The 21324-nt window shown below is 69.8% G+C and carries 18 protein-coding genes; 9 read left to right on the top strand and 9 right to left on the bottom strand.

The genetic code is table 11. The annotated features are described in order from the left end of the window. The first annotated feature begins 294 nt into the window (after positions 1 to 294). The gene (locus tag WMF29_RS38475; protein WP_272102849.1) at positions 295 to 1980 is read left to right on the top strand and encodes a CTP synthase; all 1686 of its coding nucleotides are present in this window, start codon (positions 295 to 297) and stop codon (positions 1978 to 1980) included. A 270-nt stretch (positions 1981 to 2250) separates the two neighbouring features. On the opposite strand, the gene WMF29_RS38470 is transcribed toward WMF29_RS38475, so the two are convergent. Together WMF29_RS38470 and WMF29_RS38465 are read right to left on the bottom strand one after the other, a co-directional pair. Then, on the bottom strand, positions 2251 to 3213 hold the full coding sequence (locus WMF29_RS38470; protein WP_437325076.1) for an acyl-CoA desaturase: 963 nt from the start codon (positions 3211 to 3213) through the stop codon (positions 2251 to 2253). A 130-nt stretch (positions 3214 to 3343) separates the two neighbouring features. Next, complete coding sequence (locus tag WMF29_RS38465; RefSeq protein ID WP_437325075.1) at positions 3344 to 4333, bottom strand: diacylglycerol kinase family protein; 990 nt, start codon at positions 4331 to 4333, stop codon at positions 3344 to 3346. 95 nt (positions 4334 to 4428) lie between these two features. Here WMF29_RS38465 and WMF29_RS38460 point away from each other — a divergent pair, with 95 nt between their 5' ends. Continuing rightward, positions 4429 to 5751 carry a hypothetical protein gene (locus WMF29_RS38460; protein WP_437325074.1) on the top strand — a complete coding sequence of 441 codons (1323 nt, stop codon included), beginning with the start codon at positions 4429 to 4431 and terminating at the stop codon, positions 5749 to 5751. Between the two features lie 36 nt (positions 5752 to 5787). On the opposite strand, the gene WMF29_RS38455 is transcribed toward WMF29_RS38460, so the two are convergent. From WMF29_RS38455 to WMF29_RS38445, 3 genes are all read right to left on the bottom strand, one after another. Beyond that, entirely contained in the window at positions 5788 to 7797 is a 2010-nt protein-coding gene (locus WMF29_RS38455; RefSeq protein ID WP_437325073.1) for a DUF6029 family protein, read from the bottom strand. A gap of 87 nt (positions 7798 to 7884) precedes the next feature. Then, on the bottom strand, positions 7885 to 8409 hold the full coding sequence (locus WMF29_RS38450; RefSeq protein ID WP_437325072.1) for a peroxiredoxin family protein: 525 nt from the start codon (positions 8407 to 8409) through the stop codon (positions 7885 to 7887). A 145-nt stretch (positions 8410 to 8554) separates the two neighbouring features. Beyond that, positions 8555 to 9082 (bottom strand): TlpA disulfide reductase family protein, encoded by a 528-nt coding sequence (locus WMF29_RS38445; protein WP_437325071.1) that lies wholly within the window; start codon positions 9080 to 9082, stop codon positions 8555 to 8557. 407 nt (positions 9083 to 9489) lie between these two features. Here WMF29_RS38445 and WMF29_RS38440 point away from each other — a divergent pair, with 407 nt between their 5' ends. The 3 genes from WMF29_RS38440 to WMF29_RS38430 all read left to right on the top strand — a co-directional run bounded on the left by WMF29_RS38440 (position 9490) and on the right by WMF29_RS38430 (position 14112). Then, positions 9490 to 10719, top strand: coding sequence for a hypothetical protein (locus WMF29_RS38440; protein WP_437325070.1), 1230 nt, complete (start codon positions 9490 to 9492; stop codon positions 10717 to 10719). 126 nt (positions 10720 to 10845) lie between these two features. Next, on the top strand, positions 10846 to 11946 hold the full coding sequence (locus tag WMF29_RS38435; protein WP_437325069.1) for an Mrp/NBP35 family ATP-binding protein: 1101 nt from the start codon (positions 10846 to 10848) through the stop codon (positions 11944 to 11946). A gap of 126 nt (positions 11947 to 12072) precedes the next feature. Further along, positions 12073 to 14112, top strand: a complete 2040-nt coding sequence (locus WMF29_RS38430; RefSeq protein ID WP_437325068.1) for a S1 RNA-binding domain-containing protein — start codon at positions 12073 to 12075, stop codon at positions 14110 to 14112. Between the two features lie 84 nt (positions 14113 to 14196). Here the strand turns inward: WMF29_RS38430 and WMF29_RS38425 are convergent, their stop codons facing one another. The 4 genes from WMF29_RS38425 to WMF29_RS38410 are packed head-to-tail and all read right to left on the bottom strand — an operon-like array spanning position 14197 to position 18901. Beyond that, on the bottom strand, positions 14197 to 15429 hold the full coding sequence (locus WMF29_RS38425) for an ABC transporter permease (RefSeq protein WP_437325067.1): 1233 nt from the start codon (positions 15427 to 15429) through the stop codon (positions 14197 to 14199). Beyond that, positions 15426 to 16646: an ABC transporter permease gene (locus tag WMF29_RS38420; RefSeq protein WP_437325066.1), complete on the bottom strand. Its 1221-nt coding sequence runs from the start codon at positions 16644 to 16646 to the stop codon at positions 15426 to 15428. Before WMF29_RS38420 ends, WMF29_RS38425 begins: the two co-directional genes overlap by 4 nt. Beyond that, positions 16643 to 17440, bottom strand: a complete 798-nt coding sequence (locus WMF29_RS38415; protein WP_272102861.1) for an ABC transporter ATP-binding protein — start codon at positions 17438 to 17440, stop codon at positions 16643 to 16645. Before WMF29_RS38415 ends, WMF29_RS38420 begins: the two co-directional genes overlap by 4 nt. A gap of 6 nt (positions 17441 to 17446) precedes the next feature. Continuing rightward, positions 17447 to 18901, bottom strand: a complete 1455-nt coding sequence (locus WMF29_RS38410; RefSeq protein ID WP_437325065.1) for an efflux RND transporter periplasmic adaptor subunit — start codon at positions 18899 to 18901, stop codon at positions 17447 to 17449. An 82-nt stretch (positions 18902 to 18983) separates the two neighbouring features. Here WMF29_RS38410 and WMF29_RS38405 point away from each other — a divergent pair, with 82 nt between their 5' ends. Genes WMF29_RS38405 through WMF29_RS38390 form a run of 4 tightly spaced genes read left to right on the top strand, consistent with a single transcriptional unit; the run spans position 18984 to position 21307 of the window. Further along, entirely contained in the window at positions 18984 to 19589 is a 606-nt protein-coding gene (locus WMF29_RS38405; RefSeq protein ID WP_437325064.1) for an FKBP-type peptidyl-prolyl cis-trans isomerase, read from the top strand. A gap of 40 nt (positions 19590 to 19629) precedes the next feature. Continuing rightward, complete coding sequence (locus WMF29_RS38400) at positions 19630 to 19860, top strand: hypothetical protein (RefSeq protein ID WP_437325063.1); 231 nt, start codon at positions 19630 to 19632, stop codon at positions 19858 to 19860. After that, entirely contained in the window at positions 19857 to 20159 is a 303-nt protein-coding gene (locus tag WMF29_RS38395) for a DUF1844 domain-containing protein (RefSeq protein ID WP_272102865.1), read from the top strand. Before WMF29_RS38400 ends, WMF29_RS38395 begins: the two co-directional genes overlap by 4 nt. Then, positions 20156 to 21307: a S1C family serine protease gene (locus tag WMF29_RS38390; RefSeq protein ID WP_437325062.1), complete on the top strand. Its 1152-nt coding sequence runs from the start codon at positions 20156 to 20158 to the stop codon at positions 21305 to 21307. The genes WMF29_RS38395 and WMF29_RS38390 overlap by 4 nt, the downstream gene beginning before the upstream one ends. Positions 21308 to 21324: the final 17 nt, after the last annotated feature.

The following is a 21324-nucleotide window of genomic DNA, read 5'->3' as shown; positions in this document are numbered from 1 at the left end:
CTGGGAGAGCGGCCTAGAATGCCGGCGGATTCAGAGCGGCATCACGTCGCGCAGGCTTGCCGTGGGTCCCTGCCGGTTGCAGATGGGCTCGTACGGCAGGTCAGGTTCTGTTGCCGGCGCGGGGTTCCCCGTCGCGGGGTTTCCTCCGGCTTCGGTCCTGCTGACGGGGCCGTGCGGCTTGTAAGCCGGGCAAGGTATTTGCCGTGGACAGCCGACCCTTGGCGGCGCTCACCTTGGAGCGCCGCTCGAGGGACTGGTTACAGGCGCGCACACGGCGCAGCGGAGCGATGGGTCATGAGCAAGCGGACCAAATTCGTCTTCGTCACAGGCGGAGTCGTATCGTCGATCGGCAAGGGACTCGCTGCGGCCTCGATCGGGGCGCTGATGGAGTCCCGTGGGTTGAAGGTTACCCACCTCAAGCTGGACCCGTACATCAATGTCGATCCCGGCACGATGTCCCCCTACCAGCACGGCGAGGTCTTCGTCACAGACGATGGAGCAGAGACCGATCTCGATCTCGGGCACTACGAGCGCTTCACGCTCGCGCGGATGAGCCGCCAGAACAACTTCACCACCGGCCGCGTCTACGAGGCGGTCATCTCGAAGGAGCGCCGCGGCGAGTACCTCGGCGCGACGGTGCAGGTGATCCCGCACGTCACGGACGAGATCAAGCTGCGCATCCGTTCTGCTGCGGACGGGGCTGACGTCGCGATTGTCGAGGTCGGCGGTACCGTGGGTGACATCGAGTCGCTTCCGTTCATCGAGGCGATCCGCCAGCTCAAGGTGGAGTCGGGCGCGCAGAACGCGATCTCGGTGCACGTCACGCTGGTGCCGTTCATCGCGACGGCGGGCGAGCTGAAGACGAAGCCCACCCAGCACTCGGTGAAGGAGATGCGCGAGATCGGCATTCAGCCGGACATCCTCCTCTGTCGCTGCGATCGGCCGCTCCCGCGCAGCATGAAGGAGAAGATCTCCCTCTTCTCGAACGTCGCCGTCGACTGCGTGATCGCGGCCGTCGACGTCGACTGCATCTACGAGCTCCCCCTCGTCCTCCACGCCGAGGGGATCGACGAGAAGATCACGGAGCTGCTCAACATCTGGGCGAGGCAGCCGGACCTGTCGCCGTGGCAGCGCATCGTCGAGCGATTCAAGAAGCCGTCCCGCGGCATCGTGAAGATCGGCGTCGTCGGCAAGTACGTGCACCTGCGCGACTCCTACAAGTCGCTGCACGAGGCGCTCGTCCACGGCGGGCTCCACAACGACGTGCGGGTCGAGCTCGAGTACATCGACTCCGAGCAGATCGAGGCGCGCGGTGCGGCCGACCTGCTGTCGAACCTGGACGCCATCCTCGTGCCCGGCGGCTTCGGCGATCGCGGGACCGAGGGGAAGATCGAGGCCATCCGCTACGCGCGCGAGGAGAAGATCCCGTTCTTCGGGATCTGTCTCGGCATGCAGCTCGCGGTCGTCGAGTACGCGCGCCACGTCTGCGGCATGACGGGAGCCAACTCCGTGGAGTTCGATCGCAACGCCGCCTACCCGGTGATCGATCTGATGCCCGACCAGAAGGGGGTCGTCGAGAAGGGCGGGACGATGCGCCTCGGCGCGTACCCGTGCGTCCTGGACAAGGGCTCCGTCGCCGCGGAGGCGTACGGGCAGACGAGCATCAGCGAGCGGCACCGGCATCGGTACGAGGTGTCGAACAAGTACCGCGAGGCGATGGCGCAGAAGGGGCTCGTGCTCTCCGGGACGTCGCCCGACCAGCGCCTCGTCGAGATGATCGAGCTGCGCGAGCACCCGTACTTCGTGGGCTGTCAGTTCCACCCCGAGTTCAAGAGCCGCCCCCATAGCGCGCACCCGCTCTTCGCGCGCTTCGTGCGCGCCGGTCTGGAGCGCCAACGCGAGCGCAACAAGGCCGAGAAGCCGAAGCCCGGCGATTCTGCCTCCGCCCACACCCAGCAAGCTGCCTCGTCCGTCAACTAGGGCGGGGTGCAGGTCGTGCGCTACGGGCTCAGCCGCTAGGCAGGCGAGTGAGGCGTACGAAAGCCGCGACGAGCCGAACGACACGGACGAGCCCGTAGCGCATGAAGATGCGCCCCGCGCCAGAGCTCCCGAGGGGCTCTGGCCCGCCGCGTCGACAGCGAGACGCGCGGCGCTGCGATGGTTGTCGAGGGGGTCGTCGCGAGCGCTCGCGGACGAAGGCGGCTCTGCAGCCTCCGTCCGCAGATCATCGATGACGAACGCCGCGCGCGATCAGACGTCGCCGAGGCTCGGCTGACCCAGCGGCGGGGCGTCAAGGGGCTCGGCGTTCGTGGCCTGAGGCGCGAGCAGCGGCGAACGCTCGCCGACCTCCTTGATCAGGTTCCGCTGCAGCACGTGCGCCGGCGCGGTCCTGAGCTCCCAGATCAGGCCGAGCTTCTCCATCGCGCGCAGGATGTAGAAGCTGACGTCGATCTCCCACCAGAAGAAGCCCTGGTTCGCGCTGCTCATGTAGTGGTGGTGGTTGTTGTGCCAGCCCTCGCCGAGGGTGATCAGCGCGAGCCAGAAGTTGTTGCGGCTCGTGTCGGTCGTTGCGTAGCGCCGCGAGCCAAACACGTGCGCGAGGGAGTTGATCGTGAACGTGCCGTGCATGAGCGCGCACGTCGACACGACATAGCCCCACAGGAACGCGTCGTAGCCGCCCACCGCGAAGAGCAGCGCCATCATGCCGAGCGGGCCGACCACGTGGTAGCGCTCCAGCCAGCGGAGCTCAGGGAAACCCGCGAAGTCAGGGATGCGCTTCAGATCGAGCTCCTCGTGCTCGCGGCCGAGCCACCAACCCATGTGCGCGTACCAGAACCCCTTGCGGAGCGGGCTGTGGACGTCGCGCTCGGTGTCCGAGTACTTGTGGTGGACGCGGTGCGTCCCCCCCCACCACAGCGGGCCCTTCTGCGTCGCCGTGGTGCCGAGCAGCGCGAGCAGGAATTGCAGGCCGCGGCTCGTCTTGTAGCTGCGGTGCGAGAAGTACCGGTGGTAGACCGCCGTGATCGCGAACATCCGGACGAAGTACGTGGCCACGGCGAGCGCCGCGAGCTTCCACGTGGCACCTCGAAGGATGGCGACCACGGTGCCTACGTGGATCGCAGCGATCCCCAGCACGTTGAAGATCTGGCCGAGGCTGGGGCCAGGCTTCGGTACGACGACTCGTGTAGGGCTCGATGCAGGCGCTTGCGTCATGGGTTCCAAGGTGGATGGAGCATCGAGCACGCCCGTCACTGGGGCTCACGACGCCGGTCATGATTCCGTCATGCGATGAAGCTGCCGGCGCGCCGACGGATCGGCGCAGGGCGTCGGCGAGCGCGCGCCCTCAGGGGCGCAGGGAGAGGACGTCGATGGCTGGCCCGGCGGAGACCCGGATCTCGCTCGCTCGGAGGGGATCGCCGTCGAGGATGTAGGGTCCGTCGCCGAGCGAGGCCGCGCTGGGTTCGGCGCCGAACCGGACCGTGAAATCCTGGACGAGGTCGTCGAAGTGGTCCCTGCCGCCGATCCGGCGGCCCGCGAGGACGAGCGGCGCGCGAGGCCCGAGCTCTCGAGGGGGCAGGGCGCTGGCGACGAGGTGAGGGCGATCGAGATCCTCCCCTGCCCGGTAGGTGACCAGCATGTGGATCCCGAGGTCACGCACGGCAGACGAGCAGATGAGCGACCAGGCGCGTGGGGCGAGCTGCCGCCCCTCCACGTCGATCGTGCACGGCAGCGGGTCGAGGACGCGGCGCGCGTAGGCGCCGCCGTAGAAGGACTCGATGAACACCCGCGCCACGATGCGCGCAGCGGCGCCGTAGCCGTCGCCTCCGCGCTCGTAATAGACATCGAAGAAGCTGGCCACGAGCCCGGTGCCGAAGATGAAGCCGATGCGCTCCTCGACACCGCCGCGGGTCGTCGCGCGCACGCGCAAGGTCGGCCGGCGGACGGCGCCCTGGATGGCCGCGCCGCTCCGGAGGCCGCGAACCTGGCTGACCATCCGCGCGAGGAGCACGGCCGGATCGCCGGTCATGCCCCAGTTCCGCGCGACGGTCGCCACGGTTCCGCCTGGCAGCAGGACAAGAGGCGGCAGCGAGCGCTCGCCGAAGGCGCGCGTGAGGGCCGTGACGCCGGCCATGAAGCTGCCGTCGCCGCCCGAGAGCGCGACGAGATCCGTGCCTCGCCGGGCGAGCCGCTCGCAGACTTCCGCGAGCTCCGCGACGTTCGAGGTCGGGTGGAGCTCCGCCGCGCCAGCGCACGCGACCGCCATGCGGTCGATGAGCGACGGCTTCGCCCGGTACCGGCGCGCCGTGGTGTTGACGATGACGTCGATACGCATGGTGCCGGAACGTGAGCGCCCTATAGAACGGATTCCCCGGGTGGTCGAGCCGAAGGGGCTTCGAACGCGAACTTCGGCGCGGTAAGACGCGCGTCATGCGTCGCGTGCTCTCCGGGTCGATCCTCGCCGGCCTCCTCTCGATCGTCGCCGTCACCGGCTGCGCGAGCTCGGCCTCCCTACGCGCAGCCGAGGCGGGCAAGTTCGACGAGCTGCGCCGCACGTTGGGCGACGAGCTTCGTCGCGGCGCGCTGGACAGCGACGACGTACGAGCGATTGCCCGCACGATCGCGCAGGGGGAGATCGCGCGCGCGACGCCGCCATCGGGGGTCGATCGGCTGCGCGAGCTCCGGACGTGCGCGCGCGCACTGGAGGACGCGCTGGCCGAGCGCGCCGCGGGCTCGGACGCGATCGCGACCGCCGCGGAGATGCTCCTCCTCGAGGCGGGGCTCACCGACCCGGAGAGCGTGAAGCGGTACGCGAGCGACGCGGCGGCGGGGCGACACCCCGGCAAGGACGCGGCGCTCCGCGCGCTGGAGACGCGGGCGCTCGTCACAGCCGAGGACGGCGCGGTGCGCCGCTCGCGGATGCTCGACGGAGATCAGGAGGTCCGCGTCTCGGCGCTCCGCGCCGCCGCCGCGGCAGCGGATCCGAGCGACCGGGGAGCGCTGCTCGAGGCGGCGCGGCTCGATCCTTACCCGCTCGCGCGGACGCTGGCGATCCGCGCCGCCGGGGCGCTCGGCGATCAGGAGGTCGTGCTGGCGCTGCGCGATATCTGGACCCTCTCGGATGAACCCGGGCGCGAGGCGATCGCCGAAGCGTGGGCGACGCCGCGCGCGATGGGCGGCGGCGGGCGCGCGCAGCTGCTCTGGGCGATCTCCACCCAGCGCGGCGCGCCTGCGATCGCCGCGGCGCGCGCGCTGGTCCGCGCGGGAGGCGAGGGCGCCGGCGAAGCGGTCTCCGTCCTCATCGGCGCTGTCCGCTCCAGCCAGAGCCGGGATCGCGTCTACGCCATCCTCTCCGCGCCGCTCCAGGACACAGCGGTGCGATCCGCGCTCATCGAGGCGCAGGGCGATCCGGATGAGGCCGTGGTCTTCGCCGTCCATAGCCGCCACGTCGACGCCGCGCCGCGGGACGTCGCGGCGCGCGAGCGCTCCGCGGCGGTCGCTTGGCTGATGACGCTCGCCGCGGGGACGTCGACGCGCGCGGTGCTCGCGCGGGGAGTCCTCGCACGTGCAGGCATCCGCGCGGTCGTGCCGCTGCTGGAGCGCGATGTCCGGTCCCGCGAGATCCCGGTGCGCGAGGCGGCGGGGGCGGGCCTGGTCGCGCTCGGCGAGATCCCGCGCGCCGCATCGCTCCTCGCCGACCCCGAGCCCCAGGTCAGGACCTCGGTGGCCTGCGAGATCCTCGGGGCGTTCTGAGCGTTGCCGGGGCGGCGCCCGAGGTGGTCCGGTCGTTCAGAACTTCGAGACGAGCTCGAGCCGCGCGCCCTCGAACGGCGGGAAGAACCGGCACACGCCCGAGACGCAACGCAGCCCCCCGCGCCGCTGGCCAACGAAGAGCTGCGCGGTGTCGATGATCCGATCGAGCGCCGTCCTCGTCGACCCGGCCTTCCACTGCAGGCCCCCGTTGAAGAAGTGGCAGGTGTCCTTGCCAGGTGCACACCCGGGCTGTGAGGTGTACTCGTAGCCGAACATCGCTGCGAGGTGGGGCGACCACTGGAGCGCGAGGTAGTTGTCCCCTTCGACCCAGGAAGATTCGAAGTTCTCCGGCCTGTAACGGCGACGGCTGTTGCCTTGCGCCTGGATCGAGAACGCGCCGGCGAGGTGCTTCACGACGTCGTAGCGGACATAGCCCTCGCTGTAGAAGACATGGCCAGTGTCGGCCTCATCGGATTGCCGGACTCCAGCCCACGCGCGCACGTGCGAGCGGCTGCCGTCGAAATCGATCTCGGTGCCTGCTGCGGTATCCCAGGTGTCGGTCCTGCTCGTGTCGTCCGTCTTGCAGTCATAGTTCGCCTGGCGCTCGGAGAAGCTCACATAGCGACCGAGCCAGGCATAGATGGCCGCGCTCCGGGTGAAGCGGTAGTCGACGCGCCCGCGCCCGCCGGTCACGCAGACGTTGGGCGCTCCGATCGGCTCGACGTAGATGGGCTCCGCCGTAGGAGGCTGGTTGTATGCCACGCCCTCGAACTCCGGCGCATTGAACCCCGGGTTCGACAGCGAAGAGACGTCGATGTTGGCCGACAGCGGGAAGAATCGCCGGTAGTGCTTCCCTTCCAGGGCGACCGCGAGCGGACCTCCGCGCCCGTTCGCCGCCAGATAGACCGCATAGCCGGACATGTCCTTTGCAGGCAGGCCATCACGGTCGAGATGACCGCCACGGAGCTGCTGACCCGCCACCTCGACGTAGACGTCACCGCGCTCTGCGATGGACGGAATGCTCACCGAGCCGCTGAAGGTGCGGATCGTGTTGTGCTGCCGCGCAGGGGGGGCGCTGACGACGTTGAACTCCGGGAATCTACCGCCGCACAGGCGCAGCGCAGCCTGAGGATCCGCGCCGCCCTCGTCCAGGCATCGGTTGAACTCTTCGGTGTATGTCTTGCGCAGCAGCAGCGCGCCGTTCGCGGCGAGCTCCACGCCCTTCAGGGTCGCCTCCAGGCGTCCGCCGAGCACCGTGTCTTCAAGGTAGTTCGGCCGCGCCCGTTCGATGACGTTGCGGGTGCGAGGGTTCCCCTGCGCATCCACGGTCGTCTCGCGCGTGACCAGGTCATCGGCGCCAGGGAAGCCGAAGAAGAGCGGCGACCCGTCGCCATGGAGCCGCCTGCCGCTCGCCTCATCGACGCGCAGCGGGTTCATCTGCCCGGCGAAGGCGGTGGCCTCGAGCCTGAACAGCTGGAAATCCTTGTCGAGAACGAGCCTGCCGCCCCTCAGGGTCGTGTCGATGGCGAGCTCGTCCATCTTCCGCACACTGAAAACGAGGCCGCGTCCGAGCTGGGCGTAAAAGTCGCCCGCTGTTGCCTCGATACCCGGCTGCGTGTAGGTGAGCCAGAGCTTCGCTGGATAGACCGTCGTCAAATAGCGGGAGTGAACCTCCCGCGCGGCGTCGTTCAGATCGAACGATACCTCGTCGTTCAGGACCTTCTCTTGTAGCTCGAAGCTGGTCGCCGAGGGCCTGGCCAGGTAGAAAGAGGCGTTGAGCCGCGTCCCGAGCTGGATGCGCCACCAGTTGAGCTGAGCGTCGACCCGATCGACGATCTCTCCGTAGTTGTCGTCGAGATAGCGCGAGGGATAGCGGCGATCGTCGTTGCGATTGTCGAAGTGATAGCTGGCGGCCGCGGTGTTCACGACATCGAGCGAGAGCGGCTCGCCGCCGACGTTCGGGAGATCGACCGCCGCCGCCGGAGAGGCCGCGAGGACGAACGTCGCTGTCAGGCAGGAACGGACGAGGCGGAGCGGGCTGCGCACCGCCCGATCTCTACCACGGACCTCGGCGCCGTGGAGCCAGCGAGCCGCCGATCGAGCCGAGAGCGCGCGAAGACGGCCGCCCAGGCGCTACTGGCCAAGCGCCTTCTCGACCTGCTCGGTGAGCGCTGCCTCGTCGCCGGGCTGGTACCCGCCCCGCTTGTGAAGAATCGAGCCGTCTCGGCCGATGAGCACGGAGAACGGGAGCTCGCGCTTCGGATTGTACCTGGCGGCCACGGTCGTCTCCTCGTCGAGGAGGACAGGGAAGATCATCTCTCTGTCGTGGACCGTGCTGCTCACCTGCGCCCGCGACTCCGGTCCGTCGAGCGACACGGCGAGCACGACGAACCCCTTGTCCTTGTGCTTCTTGTAGAGCTCGACGAGGTGGGGCATCTCCGCCAGGCACGGATCGCAGGTGGTCGACCAGAAGTCGATGAGCACCACGCTCTTGCCGGCGTAGTCCGAGAGCCTGACCGTCTTGCCGTCGAGGGCGGGGAGCGAGAAATCCGGCGCCGGGCTCGCCGATGAGCCGCCGGAGGCCGCTCCGCACGAGGCGGCAGCGAGGCTGAGGACAATCAACGCCAGCGAGAGCGCGCAGCGGGTGTTTCGGTTCATTGGGTTTCCGTCGCGAAGGGCCGGCCTGAGTGGCCAACCGGCATGAGGGCTCAACGTCGCGGGCGCCCTCTGCGGCGCCCTGGCAGATTCTCCCTGCAGCGCGCGCCGACCGGTGGCTCGACGACGCGCCCACGGCGAAGCTCGTTCAGAGCTCGCCGTTCATGATCTTCTCATAGGTCCGCCAGAAATTGCTGTTCTCCTCGGGCACGCCAGCGACGACTTCCATGATCGTCATGTCCTGCGTCCTGACGATCATGTTCGCCGGGAACGCGTCGGCCTGAAAAAGCGCGCCGAGCTTGTACGAAGGGTCGATCGCCGACGGGTACTGCACGTCGTACCGGGTCGTCCAGCGGTACAGGTCGTTCGGGACCGCCGCCTCGCCCGGGGTCCTTCCGTCTGCGAGCTGAACAAGGAACTCGCCGCCCTGGGGTTGATACTTCTTGTAGAGCTCGGGCAGGACGGACTCTGCCTCGATTTTGCAGGGGCCGCACCATACGGACGAGACGTCGATCAGCAGCACCTTCGGCTTCGGCTCTCCCGCGCCGTAAAGCGAGCCTTCCGGAAAGACCTCCGTCCCGGTCGGGTTGTAGAAATCGGCGAGCTGAATCGGCTGCATCGTGTCGTTGTGTTCGGCGGCGTTGGCGTACCCGACGAACTGATAGTTCGCGATCACCCGGTGGAGGCTCACCCCATACGGCCCAGCCGGATATCGAGCGTTCGCAGCTTGACCCGTCCCCTCGGGAAAAGGAGGAGCAGGAATGGGATCCTCAGCGCAGCCGACGAGCCCTAGAGCCGCCACGACGAAAAGGCCCATCCCACCGAGAACCGCGTCGATTCGCATGATGCCACCGCCTGAAGTATGGTGTAGGAGTGCTCATTCTTCTGGGCGGCACGGGGGGCGTCAAGGGCAACCTTGGCGTCGCCGCTTCGCTCGGGAGCGCGTTTCCGCAATCTCCGGCCAGGCCCGCCGTGCCTGCCCCGATCCGCGGGTGTTTCCCGCGCTGAGGTCCTATGCAGCAGGTTGTCGCTTCTCACAGCGCCCGTCGGCCCCGTCTCCGTAGTATCCACGCCTTCCTGATCTTGTGCTGCCTGGCGAGCGGGGCGGCCATCGCGGGCGGCGCATGCTCGTCGGGCGCGCAGGACGAATGCTTCGGGGGGGTCATCGTCGACGGCGTCTGCGAGGGCAAATGCAAGCCAGAGCTCTGCCTGGAGGGCAACACCTGCGTCGGCAACCGCTGCGTGCTCAGGTGCAGCAGCCACGGCGAATGTATTCCAGGCCTCCAGGACTGTGCGCCGGCCGAGGAGGACGACACGAAGGCCGAGATCCTGGTCTGCACGCAGAAGGAGAAGATGGTGGGCTTCGGTGCGCCCTGTCCATTCGGCACCGAGTGCGGCCAGTTCGGGCGCTGCCCCGACGAGACGCCGTGCAACCCGATCCAATGCAACGGGAACCCCGGCGAGTGCCAGCGCGACGCGGAGCGGTGCGGCGACGACCCCGCGTGCTCCGCCGGCAAGTGCAGCGACGGCAGCTCCTGCGTCGTCCCCGCCTGCCCTCCCGACCAGTGCGCCTCGCTCGGCCTGGAGTGCCTCGGCAAGGGACAGGGCGACGCCGAGGCCTACTGCACGATGCCGCACTGCACGGGCGATGCGGACTGCCCCGGCGGCTTCGAGTGCGCCGTGTCGCGCGATCCTCACGCGATCTGCGGCACGGACAAGGGGGATGACAGCTTCTGCGGTGAGACGGACGAGGAGTGCATCGACCCGTCCACGTTCGGCGACGGCAACACCTATGTCGAGGGCCCGGTGTGCCTGCTGCGCAGCACCTGCGTCAAGCGCACCCAGTGCGCGCCGTGCAGCACCGATTTCGACTGCTCGTTCGTCGCAGAGCAGCGCTGCGTCGCGATCGACGGCGAGCGCCGGTGCGCCAGGTCCTGCAGCGCGGACTCCGACTGCGATCTGGACTACCGGTGCGACGACGGCGCGTGCGTCCCGCGGTTCGGCGCCTGCACCGGCAAGGGCAACTTCTGCGAGCCGTGCCGCAACGACACCGACTGCGGCGACGCGGACTCCACGATGGAGTGCACCACCACGCTGCGCGGCGAGCGGGCGTGCCTGGACGCGGCGCTCCCCATCCAGTGCACCGCGGAGAACGCGGCCGAGGTCTGCCCGAAGTCGCCCAGCGGGCTCGTCGGCGAGTGCGTGTGCGTCAAGCAGAACACGAGCGGGGACTGCGTGGACTCGCGGTGCTACCTGCCGTCGCGCCGGCTCGATGCCGGCGACCCCGATTCCAAGGTCACCACCTGCTGGTGACGGCGCCGACCGGGCGCAGGAACGGCCGGTGTCGCGCCGCGCCCGGCCAGGCCAGAACGAGCGCCCGCGGCGACGCCGCGCTCGCAGGTTGACGGGAATCCCGAGCAGTCCTAACTGCTTCGCCCCATGCCCATCACGAAGGACGCCGCGCTCGCTGCGCTGGCAACGGTCATCGCGCCGGACCTCCAGCGCCCCATCACCGACCTCGGTCGCGTCCGGGAGCTCTCGGTCGAGGGCGAGGCCGTCTCGCTCACCGTCGAGCTGACCAGCTACTTCAAGCAGCGGCTCGCGGCGGACATCGAGGCAGCCCTGAAGGGCGCCGGCGCGAAGGGCGTCCGGATCGCGTGGGACGTCGGCATCCCCACGCGCACCATCCTTCAGGACGACCCGTCCCCGGGCGTGCGGAACATCATCCTCGTGATGAGCGGCAAGGGCGGCGTCGGCAAGAGCACGGTCGCCGCGAACCTCACCCTGGCGCTCAGCCGCGAGGGGGCCAAGGTCGGCCTGCTCGACGCGGACATGTACGGGCCGAGCGTCCCGACCATGCTCGGCGTGATGGGCCGCCCGACGTCGGCCGACGGGCAGAAGTTCCTGCCGCTCGAGCGCTTTGGCGTGAAGCTCATGTCGATCGGCTTCCTGCTGGAAGATCCGAGGTCGGCGGTCGTCTGGCGCGGGCCGATGCTCCAGAACGCCCTGATCCAGTTCATGCGCGACGTGGAATGGGGTGAGCTCGACTACCTCGTGCTGGATCTTCCGCCCGGTACCGGCGACATCGCGCTGACGATTTCCCAGAAGATGAGGACCACGGGCGCGATCGTCGTGACCACACCGCAGGAGGTGGCCCTCCAGGACGTGTACAAATCGGTCTCGATGGCCCAGAAAGTCGGGATCGCCCTGCTCGGCGTGGTCGAGAACGAGAGCTACTTCGTGTGCGACGGGTGCAGCAAGCGGCACGAGCTCTTCGGGGCCGGCGGCGGGCAGAAGATCGCCGAGTTCGCCGAGGCGCCGCTGCTCGGCCAGATCCCGATGGATCCGGCCATCCGGGAGTGGGGCGACGCCGGCACGCCGGTCGTTCAGGCTGCCCCGAGCAGCCCGATCGCGCGCGCTTTCGTGGATGTGGCGGAGCGGCTGGCCGGCCAGGTCAGCGCCCACAACCTCGCGAGCGGGGGCGGCCTCCGCATCGATCGGAGCGGGGGGACCAACAAGCACCTGCCCATCATGCGGTAGGCTCTCGCGTAAACGTCCCGGGTACGATATGGTTCCGGCCCCTTCCCCCATTCAACCGAGGGGGCCGCTGGAGAGAACGCGAGCACGTTTCGCCCCCATCGGCATGCGTTGTCGCGCGAGGCGCGGATGAATACCCACGAAAATACCACCACGCCGGCGGACGCGCCGGGAGCTCCGGCCGACCAGGGCGGCCCGCTCGAGTCGTCGAACGCTGCGCCCGAGCAGGCAGCCCAAGCCCATGAAGCGGGGTCCACCCCCCCGCTCGAAGCGAGCCACGAGCCCGGCGGAGAAGCGTCGCCGCAGGCGAGCTCGACCCAGTCCGAGGCGACACCGGCCGCGGCGGCAGCCGCCGCCCCGGCGAGCGCTGACGACGACGAGTGGGAAGAGCAGCCGGGCGACAACATCGGCAACCGCGTTCCAGGCCTGCCGCGGGACGATATCGGCAACCGCAAGCCCGGGTTCTCGCCTGGCAAGCGGACCCCTCCGGCGGCTGCGAAGCCCGCGCCGGCCGCGAAGCCCGCGCCGGCTGGAGAGGCCGGTGCGGCCGCGCAGACCGAGGGGGGCGCTGGAAAGAAGCGCCGCCGCCGCCGTCGCCGCAAGGGCGCGGAGGAAGCCGGCCAGCCCGGGGCCGAGGCTGCTGAGGCGGCCGAGGCCAGCGGAGCTGAGGGGGCCGACGCGGCCGACGCGGCAGAAGATGAGGGCGAGGAGGAGCAGGCTGCCGACGAGGCGGGCGGGCAGCCGCAGCCCGGTGGCGAGAAGCGCAAGCGACGCAAGGGGCAGGGCGCGCCGCCGCCGCGCGAGCGCCCGGCCTTCAGCATCGGCGAGGAAGTGTTCGGCAAGGTCAGCAAGATCACCGACCATGCCATCTGGATCGATATCGCCGGGAAGGCGACGGGGCTGTTCGACCGTCGCGAGATCCTCGATGAGGAGCCGCCCATCGAGGGTGATCAGTTCATCGCGACGGTGGCGAGCACCGGCGTGCGCGGAGGCATGCTCCTCCTGTCGAGGGCGCCGGTGCAGCTCGATCAGGCGCGCGCGCGCGCCGAGGCTGCGCTCCAGAGCGGCGACTCGATCGAGGGGTTTGTGACCGGGGCGGTCAAGGGCGGGCTCGAGGTCGACCTCGGTGGCCTCCGCGCCTTCGCGCCGGCGTCGCACGTCGATCTGCGCCACGGCGCCGACCTCAACTACCTCGTGGGCCAGCGGCTCGACTTCGGCGTGACCCAGTTCGCGAAGAAGGGGCGCGACATCGTCGTGTCCCGTCGCAAGATGCTCGAGGAGGAGAGCCGGAAGGCGCGCACCGAGGCGCTCACGTCGATCGAGCCCGGCTCGCTGCACAAGGGCATCGTGCGCAAGGTCGTCGCGTGGGGCGTGTTCGTCGCGCTCCCCGACGCCGGCGGCGTCGAGGGGCTCGTCCACATGAGCGAGGCGAGCCACGACCGCGGCGCCAAGCTGGCCGACCTGTTCAAGCCGGGCGCGGAGATCGACGTGAAGGTCCTCCGCGTCGACGACAAGGGCAAGCTCTGGCTGAGCCGCAAGGCCGCCACCGTCGATCCGTGGGACGCGGTGAAGGAGAAGTACGCGGTCGGCACGCGCCACAAGGGCAAGGTCGCTCGACTGCAGCCGTTCGGCGCGTTCATCGAGCTCGAGCCGGGCATCGATGGGCTCATCCACACGGCCGACCTCTCGATGAAGCCGATCCAGCACCCGGACGAGGTCGTGAAGGTCGGTGACGACGTCGACGTTGTCGTCGCGACCTGCGACGCCGCGGGCCGGCGCATCGGGCTCCACCCTGCTCCGCCCGAGGGCGAGGAGAGCGAGCCGCGCCAGCGCGTTCAGCAGGGCAAGGCGGTGAAGGTGTCCGTCACGCAGGTGACCGAAGGGGGGCTCGTCGTCCGGGTGCTCGGCACCACGGGGCGAGCTGCCCGCGGCTTCATCCCGGCCGGCCACACCGGCACGCAGCGCGGCACCGACCTCCGGAAGGAGTTCCCCATCGGGACCCAGCTCGACGCGAAGGTCATCGAGGTGGATCCGCGCCGGGGCGAGGCCAAGCTGTCGATCCGCGCCCTCAAGGAGGACGCCGAGAAGCAGGCGTACCAGCAGTACCGCGCGGGGGTCGCGCGCGAGGCCAAGTTCGGCACGTTCGCCGACCTGATGAAGAAGAGCTGATCCCGGGAGGCGCGCGCTGCCCGTGCAGCGGCGCCTCCGCCTCCATCCTCCACCAGCCACCGCTGCGGTTCGGCGCGATTCGCGCTACTCGCGCCCCAGCGCGTTCACGGGATCCATGCGCGCGGCCCGCCGCGCCGGGAAGAACCCGAAGACGATCCCGATCGCCGTGCTCACCCCGAGCGCGACCGCGAGCGCGGTCGGCTCGAGCCTCATCGGCCAGCCGAACGCGCGCGAGAAGCCGAAGATGACGCCGTACCCGAGAGCGCTGCCGACGACGCCGCCCAGCGTGGCGAGCACGAGCGCCTCGAGCAGGAACTGCAGCAGGATGTCGATCTCCCGGGCGCCGATGGCCATCCGGATGCCGATCTCCCGGGTGCGCTCGGTGACGCTGACCAGCATGATGTTCATGACGCCGATGCCGCCCACGACGAGCGACACCGCCGCGATGCTGACGAGCAGCGCCGAGAGCGCCGCGAAGATCGCGTCCTGCATGGCCTGGAACTCCGCCTGGCTGCGGACGGCGAAGTCGTCCTCGTCATTCTCGCCGATGTGGTGCCGCTGGCGGAGGATCGCCTCGGCCTGCAGCCTGGCGCGCTCCGACGTCTCGGCCGACGTCGAGCTCAGCAAGATGGCGTGAACCTCCCCGGGCCGCGTGGCGATGACGTGCGACCGCATCGTGGTGATGGGCATCAGCACGATCTCGTCCTGGCTCTGCCCGAAGGGCGACGCCCCCTTCTCCTCCAGCACGCCGAGCACGCGGTACATCTGGCGGCCGATCCGCACCATCCGGCCGACCGGATCGAGCGATCCGAACAGATCGCGCGCGGTCTGGGCCCCGATCACGACGACCTTCTCGGAGAGGTTCTCCGAGGCGGGGCTCCACGGCTCTCCCTGCGCGATCTTCCAGCTCCGGATCTCGAAGTAGTTCAGGCGCGTGCCGACGAGCGTCGGGCTCGCGTTCTGGCCCTCGTGGATGACCTGGGCGCTCGACCTGAGGAACGGCGCCACGAGCCGGATGCTCGTCGACTCGCGCGCGAGCGCCTGGCCATCGAGCTCCGAGAGCTTGGCGCCCGCGGTGCTGCGGACGCCCGAGGCGCGGGCGGAGCGGGCGAAGACGATGAGCGAGTTGGAGCCGAGGTTCGAGATCTGCGCGTTGACGTTGGCGCGCGCGCCGCTCGCCAGCGCCGTGACGGTGACGACGGCCGCGACGCCGATCGTGATCCCCAGGATCGTGAGCCCGGCGCGGAGCTTGTTCCGGCGGACGGCGCGCAGCGCGATCACGACCGCCGAGAAGACGCGGGTGAGCGTGGCGCTCATTCGTGCCTCAGGGCGGCGATGGGATCCTGACGGGCCGCGCGGCGGGCCGGAAAGAACCCGAAGACGATCCCGATCGTCGCGCTCGTCCCCACCGCGACGACGACCGCGCTGGCCGGCAACGTCATGCTCCAGCCGAGCGTCGCGGCGAGGGCCTTGATGACGCCGAGCCCCGCGCCGAGCCCCAGCACGCCGCCGATGAGCGAGAGGGTGATGGCCTCGACGAGGAACTGGACGAGGATGTCGCCCTCGGAGGCGCCGATCGCCATGCGGATGCCGATCTCGCGCGTCCGCTCGGTGACGCTGACCAGCATGATGTTCATGACGCCGATCCCGCCGACGAGGAGCGACACCGCGGCGATCGAGGACAGGAGCATCGTCAAGGTGTCCAGGATCCGCTCCTGGGAGGCGCGGAACTCCGCCTGCGTGCGGATCACGAAATTCGGCTCGTCGTCCGGCGCGATCTCGTGACGCTGCCGGAGGATCCTGTCGATCTGCTCCACCGCGCGATCGACGGTCCGCTCGCTCGTGGCGGCGGCGACGAGCATCTGCACCCTGCCCGGCGCGCTCGGCACGATCCGCGACCGGAAGCTGCCGATCGGCATGAGCAGCCGATCATCCTGGTCCTCGCCGAAGGGCGATTGCCCCTTCTTCGCGAGCACCCCGATCACCCGGAACGGGTGCTTGCCGATCCGGATGTACCGCCCCACCGCCTCGCCCGAGCCGAACAGGTTCTCCCGGACCGTCTCGCCGATCAGGCAGACCTTCGCCTTGAGCTGCTCGTCGGCCTCGGTCCAGCCCTCGCCCACCCCGACGCTGTACGAGAGGATCGAGAGGTAGCTCCGGGTCACGCCCATGACCTGGGTCGCGACGTTGGCCTCTCCGGCCACGACCTGCGTCGACGTCGAGCTGAACGGGCTCAGCGCGGCCACGCTCGTGGACTCCTTCAGGATCGCGATCCCGTCGGCCTCCGACATCCTCGCGTTCTCGCGGCGCCTCAGCCCCGACGCCTGCGTCGACTGCGGGAAGATGTAGATCGAGCTCGCCCCCATGCCCGAGATCTCGCCAAGGACGCGGTTGCGCACGCCCGTCCCGAGCGCCACGACGATCACCACGGCCGAGACCCCGATGAGGATGCCGAGCACCGTCAGGGCGGCGCGGAGCTTCGAGCGGACGATGGCGCGCAGCGCGATCCGGACGGCGGCGAGATAGCCGCTCATGGCGAGAGCTCGTCGCGCTCCGCCTCGGAGAGGGGCAGCGCGGCCAGCGCCGCCGCCGCGTCGACGGGGCGGTCGTCCCTGAGATCGCTGCGGATCTCGCCGTCGCGCATCGTGATCACGCGGCTCGCGCAGGCGGCGATGTCCGGCTCGTGCGTCACGAGGACGATCGTGATCCCGCCCCGGTTGAGCCGCTGCAGCAGCCCGAGCACCTCGTAGCTCGTGCGCGTGTCGAGGTTGCCCGTGGGCTCGTCGGCGAGGAGCAGCGGCGGTGAGGTGACGAGCGCCCGAGCGATGGCGACGCGCTGCTGCTGTCCGCCCGAGAGCTGGTTCGGCGTGTGGTGCAGGCGCTCGGCCAGCCCCACCGCGCCGAGCGCCTCGAGCGCCCGCTTGCGCCGCTCCGCCGCGCCGACGCCCCGATAGACCAGCGGCAGCTCCACGTTCTCGAGCGCCGTGGTGCGCGGCAGCAGGTTGAAGCCCTGGAAGACGAACCCGATAAGGCGGTTCCTGACGATCGCGCGCGCGTCGTTGCTGCGCCGGGTGACGTCGAGGCCGTCGAGCCGGTACGTGCCCTGCGTCGGCCGGTCCAGACACCCGATGATGTTCATCAGGGTGCTCTTGCCCGAGCCGCTCTGCCCGACGATCGCGACGAAATCGCCGTGCTGGATGGTCAGATCCACGTGCCGAAGCGCCCTCACGATGACGGCCTCGGTCGTGTAGTCCTTGCCGACGCTCGAGAGCTCGATGAGCGGCTCGTCCCGGGGCGCCGCGGCGACGTCTTGGCTCTGGGGCAGCATCACGCCTCAGAACAGCCGAGGGCCGCGCCCCTTGCCGCTCGCTGACGGATCGTCGTTCTCGTCGGTGACGACCTTGAGCGGCCCGAGATCGGACGCCAGCGCGGTGAAGATGCCGTCGGTGATCCCCACGTCGACGACGCGGGGCTCGATCTTCTCCGCCCCCGGCGTCGCGTCGGTCAGCACGTAGATCCGGCCCTTCTTCGGCGGGAGCGGCTCGAGGGGCGGCGCCTTGATCTCCTTGCCGTCCTTGTCCCGCGCTGGGGCCGGCTTGAACCGGAGCGCCGCGTTCGGCAGCCGCCGCACCCCCCTGGCCTCGGCGGACCGGACGCTCACCGTCGCCGTCATCCCCGGCCGGAGCTTGACGTCGGGGTTGTCGACCTCGACGACCGCCGCGTACGTCACGACGCCGGACTGGTTCAACGGGCTGTAGCGCACCTGGCTCACCGTCCCTCGGAACGTCTCGCCCGGGAACGCATCGACGCTCACGTCCGCCGCCATGCCCTCGCGGAGCCGCCCGACGTCCGCCTCGTCGATGTCGGCGAGCACGCGCATCTTGCGGAGATCCTGGGCGATCACGAAGAGGGTCGGCGCCTGGAAGCTCGCCGCCACGGTCTGCCCGGGGTCGATCGCGCGGCTGATGACGACCCCGTCGATGGGCGAGAAGATGCGCGTGTACTGGAGGTTCGTCGTGGAGGAGCGGAGCACCGCCCTGAGCTGCGCCACCTGCGCCTTGGAGGCCGCGACGTCGGCGAGCGCGACGTCGTAGGCGCCCTGCGCGGTATCCAGATCGGCCTGCGAGCCCACCCCCTCGGCGACCATCTTCCTCGCGCGGTCGAGCCGCTGCTTGGCGGTCCCCAGCGAGGCCTCCGAGCGCACGACGCTCGCGTTCGCCGCCGAGATCTGCGCCTGGTTCGAGTCGATCTGCGCCCCGAAGAGCGTCGGATCGATCTCGGCCAGCACGTCGCCGGCCTTCACGATGCTGTTGAAGTCCACGTAGACCTTGGTGATTCGTCCCGAGACCTGGGCGCCGATCTGCACCTCGGTGAGCGGCTTGACCTGCCCCGTCGACTGGACCACTTCGAGCACGTCGCCCGTGGTGATGTCGCCCGTGACGTAGCGCGGCGGCGGCGGGGGCCTCGTCCGGATCCTCCAGACGACGATCCCCGCGACGAGCGCTGCGATGGTCGCGAGGACGCCGAGCCGAGCGAGCCAGCGCTTCGTGCCCACCCGGGAGAGCTCCTGCTCCAGGCTCTCTCCGCCGCGTCGAGGATGCGGTCCGCCCTCGCGGCGGCCCCGGGCTGCCGCGCCGCCGGGGGGAACCGGCGCGGCCGAGGCCGGCCGCATCTCGCCCGGCGGCGCCTCTCCGGGACGGAGGCGCTCGGTTTCCGTGGCGACCTGCTCAGCAGGGGGCGACGCGTCGAGGGGGTCGCGACCGGTCGCCCGAGCCATGGAGTCGGCCATCGGACGTCCTCATAGCACGCTGCCGCGCAAGCGCGCCTCGCTTGAAACCGCGGAACCGCCGTGGCAGACCAACCGCCGCCCCATGGAGTCGCTGCCCATCGCAACGGATACGGTCGTCACGCTGTCCTACGTCCTCTTCAACGAAAACGGCGAGACGGTGGACGAGGCATCGACCGCGGAGCCGCTCGTTTACACGCACGGCTATGCCCAGATCGTGCCCGGGCTGGAGCGTGCCCTGGAAGGGCTGCGCGCGGGCGAGCAGCGCGAGATCACCGTCGAGGCGGAGGACGCGTTCGGCGAGCGCGATGACGCCGGCGTCTTCGAGGTCGACAAGGCGGATTTCCCCGATGGCGGCGCTGTCGAGGTGGGCGACGAGTTCGTCGCCCAGGGCCCGGACGGCTCACCGATCGCGCTCCGGGTCATCGAGATCCTCCCCGAAGGCTTCCGGGTGGATACGAATCACCCTCTGGCAGGCCAGAAGGTGCGCTTTCAGGTTCAGGTCAAGGACGTGCGCGCCGCCAGCGAGGAGGAGATCGCGCAGGCTCAGGCCGAGCTGGAGGAGCGCATCGAGGAGTCCGAGAGCGAGGGCTGCTGCGGTCACGACCACGACCACGACCACGATCACGGCCACCATCACGAGCACGGGGATGGGGGGGTGCTCGTGACGCTCTCGAAGAAGTCGTCATAAGCCCGCTGCGAACTGGCGGGTTGTCCGAGGAGATCACATCATGACCGTAGGTGAGAAGGGCAAGCTGACGGAGCTGCAGCTCGATCGCCGGGTGCGCGAGCGCCTGCTGGCGAGCGGGACGCTCAGCGCCGGGACCATCGAGGCGCACCTCGCGGGCTTGCCGGACCTGGAGGAGCAAGCCGAGGGGATCGCCGTCGATCAGCCGGCGCTCGGCGCGTCGGCGCAGGGGCCGCGGGTCGAGCCCGATCTCGACGACGACGGGGCAGAGTGAGCGACGCGAAGAATCGGGAAGAGCTTCCGCCGTTCGGGAGCCCCCCGGAGCTGCCGACGCTCGACTTCTCGACCTTCGTGCTGTCGATCATCGGCTCCGCGTACGTGCACCTCGGCGACGCGCCCAGCCCTGACGGCAGGGAAGAGCAGAACCTGGTCCTCGCGCATCAGGACATCGATCTGCTGTCGCTCCTCCAGGAGAAGACGAAGGGGAACCTCTCGGGCGACGAGGAGAGGTTGCTCGAGCAGGCGCTCTACGATCTGCGGATGCGCTACCTCGAGGTCTCGAAACGATCGTGACCGTTGGCGCCAGGGCTCTCTCGTGGGTCCTCCTCGCCTGGCTGGTCGCCTCGTGCAGCAAGGCCTCTCCTGGCCACTCTTCCAGCGCAAGCAGCTCCACCGTCCCCTCGGGCGCCGTGCCGGTGGCGACCGCGCCGCCGCCTCCGTCGGCGCCGCCTCCTCCCCCGATCGTCCGCTCTGAGGGCATGCCCGGCTCCTTCGCGCCGCTCGCGCGCAGGGCCGATCCCGCGGTCGCGACGGTCAAGGCGCGCGTCGAGCGGCAGCAGCAGCCGGGCGGCCGCCGCCGCACGGTCGCCGAGGGGCTCGGGACCGCCTTCGTCTATGATCCAGAGGGCTTCCTGCTGACGAACAACCACGTCATCGAGGGCGCGACCGACATCCTCGTGAGCTTCGTCGACGGCCGTGACATCAAGGCGACCGTCATCGGCCGCGACAAGCACACGGACGTCGCCGTGCTGAAGGTCGAGGAGAAGGGGCTCCCGTCGCTTCCCCTGGGCGACTCGGACACCATCGAGGTCGGCGACTGGGTGGTCGCGATCGGCAACCCCTTCGGCCTCTCCCACACGGTCTCGGCGGGCATCCTCTCCGCCAAGGGCCGCACCCGGGACGACGTGAAGGGGCTCGACCCGAGCGGCTACTTCAACTTCCTCCAGACGGACGCGAGCATCAACCCCGGCAACTCCGGCGGCCCGCTCCTGAACCTCAAGGGCGAGGTGGTCGGCATCAACGCGGCCGTGCGCGCCAACGCGAACAACATCGGGTTTGCGATCCCGATCAACATGGTCCGGCAGTTGCTCCCGATGCTGCTCCGTGACGGCAAGATCCGGCGGAGCCAGGTCGGGGTGATCGTCGACGTCCTCAACTCGATCGAGGCGGGGCGGCTCAAGCGCCCCGATCGAAAGGGGGCGTGGGTGAAGACCGTGGTGGCAGGCGGACCCGCGGACCGAGCTGGCATCGCGCCGGACGATGTGATCATCGGCTTCGAAGGAAAGGCGATTTCCGACCCGAACGAGCTCCGGTGGATGGCGAGCATCGCCGGCGTGAACAAGGTCATTACGCTCCGCGTCGCGCGGCTGGAGCGGGTCTTTGATGTCCGCCTCACGTTGGGCGAGCTACCCGAGCTCAGCGACGAGCCCGATGAGCCGTGAGCCGGACGGCCGCTACC

Origin of the sequence: Sorangium sp. So ce381 (genome assembly GCF_051473845.1) — a bacterium.
Lineage (GTDB): Bacteria > Myxococcota_A > Polyangia > Polyangiales > Polyangiaceae > Sorangium > Sorangium atrum.
Note: the sequence above shows the minus strand (reverse complement) of the source record. Positions and strands in the feature narration are given on the sequence as shown.